The sequence below is a fragment of the Streptomyces sp. NRRL WC-3549 genome (assembly GCF_000721935.1).
In the GTDB taxonomy this organism is placed as follows: domain Bacteria; phylum Actinomycetota; class Actinomycetes; order Streptomycetales; family Streptomycetaceae; genus Streptomyces.
Genome location: NZ_KL585383.1, coordinates 149,297 through 151,107 on the forward strand (window position 1 = coordinate 149,297; position 1,811 = coordinate 151,107).

Sequence of the window (1,811 nt, forward strand, 5' to 3'; positions counted from 1 at the left end):
GCCCCAGGGCCGGCAGGACCGCCAGGCCCGCCGTCACGCGTTCCGTGGTGCTCCTGAGCATCGGCGCGAGCAGGGCCAGGAACACGGCGGGGCTCGCCGCGTCGAGCCCCCACGTGTCGGTGTCGCCGAGCGCCTCCGCTCCCAGCGCGCCGAGCAGGGTGGTGAGGTTCCACAGGACGTACAGGGTGAGCCCGGTGACGGTGAAGCCGATACGGGCGGACCGCCGGGTGGGCTGGGCCAGGGTGACGGCGGTCGTCTCGTCGATGACCCACTGCGCGGCGAGGGGCCTCAGCGCGCGCGGCAGGGCCAGCAGCTGGGAGAGCCGCAGCCCGTAGAAGGAGTTGCGTACGCCGAGGAAGAACGCACCGGCCACGGCGGTGTAGGGGTTCCCCCCGGCCGCGAGCGCGCCCACGAGGGCGAACTGGGAGGCGCCGGTGAAGACGAGGAGGCTCAGCGCGCAGGTCTGGAGCAGGCTGAGCCCGGACCCCGCCGAGGTGACCCCGAAGGCGAACCCGGAGAGGCCCACGGCCACACCGACGCCGAGCGCGTCCCGGACGACCGCGGCGTCCGGCTTCCCGCCGCCCGGCGGGCCACCCGGAGCAGTCGTGTTCCGAGGGGATGCTGTCTGTTCTCGCACACCCGGGACGTTACGGCGCGGACCCGGGATGCGTCTTGTACGTTCTTGCGCGTTCCCGCCGGTAGGCGCCCGGAGGTACTCCCACGATCCGGGTGAAGTGACGGTTGAGATGGGGCTGGTCGGTGAACCCGACCGCGGTGGCTGCCTCGGCGGGCGCCGTCCCCTCGTCGAGCATGCGCCGCGCACGGCGCACCCGGGCGTCGGTGAGCCAGGTGTGCGGGGGCATCCCGAACTGCTTCTTGAAGGCGCGCAGCAGGGCGAAGGGGCTGGTGCCCAGTTCACCGGCGAGCACCTCCAGGGTCGGCGGCCGGACCATCCGCGCCTCGAGGACCGCCCGGGCGCGGACCGCGTCACGCGAACCGGCGGCGTGGGGCGCCCTGGTGGGCAGTACGGTGCCGTGACTGTCGAGCAGCCGGGCCACCAGGACACGCAGGACGCTGTCGGCGGCCAGCGCGTTGCCCTCCTCGGCCGCCCGGTGCACATCGGCTATCAGCCGGGCGGCGTGCGGGTCCACCACGCTGCTCCGGGCGAATCCGACCGTGCCGCGCAGGCTCGTCAGCTCCGCGGCGATGTCGTTGACCACCCGGACCGAGGGGTAGAGCGTGGCGTACACCCATCCCTCGGGCACCCCGGCACGCGCGGTGTGGGGGACCTCCGGATTGATCATGACGACGCTGCCGGGCCCGGCGTGCACGGTGCCGTCCGGCAGGCCGACGTCCTCGATGCCCCGGGTGACGGAGCCGAGGACGTAACCCTCGTGGCTGTGGCGCGGAAAGGTGTGGCGGACGTAACGGGCGCGCAGCAGGTCCAGGTCCGGCAGCTCGGCGTACTGCCAGTGCCGTGCCCACTCCTTCGCCGCTCCCGCTGCCGCCATGGCCGCATTGTCGCAGGTCCGGGCCGCTCTCCGAGGGCGTGCGGGGGTCCGGGGCCGGGCGCACGGGGCGCGTACCCGGCCGTTGTCAGTGCCGGGGTGCACGATGGTGGGCATGGCCGGTTCCGCACTCGATTCGTTCTCGCCCGCGACCCGCAGTTGGTTCGCGGGCGCCTTCGACGCGCCCACCGCGGCCCAGGAAGGTGCCTGGCGGGCGATCGGCGAGGGCTCGGACGTGCTCGTCGTCGCACCGACCGGATCGGGGAAGACCCTCGCCGCCTTCCTCGCCTCGCTGGACCGGCT

3 protein-coding genes are annotated in these 1,811 nt (G+C 73.9%); 1 reads left to right on the plus strand and 2 read right to left on the minus strand.

Annotated features, from left to right (window positions below; genetic code table 11):
* Together IH13_RS0102875 and IH13_RS0102880 are read right to left on the minus strand one after the other, a co-directional pair.
* Positions 1-637: AzlC family ABC transporter permease (locus IH13_RS0102875; protein ID WP_031080780.1), on the minus strand; the 637-nt coding region annotated here is incomplete at its 3' end.
* 10 nt (positions 638-647) lie between these two features.
* Positions 648-1,511, minus strand: coding sequence for a helix-turn-helix transcriptional regulator (locus tag IH13_RS0102880; protein ID WP_031080782.1), 864 nt, complete (start codon positions 1,509-1,511; stop codon positions 648-650).
* A 112-nt stretch (positions 1,512-1,623) separates the two neighbouring features.
* Here IH13_RS0102880 and IH13_RS40370 point away from each other — a divergent pair.
* Positions 1,624-1,811: DEAD/DEAH box helicase (locus IH13_RS40370; protein ID WP_037840677.1), on the plus strand; the 188-nt coding region annotated here is incomplete at its 3' end.

What these genes read in the sequence shown, in the direction of transcription:
- IH13_RS0102880 (WP_031080782.1), bottom strand. Translation starts at nt 1,511, where the DNA reads ATGGCGGCAGCGGGAGCGGCGAAGGAGTGGGCACGGCACTGGCAGTAC.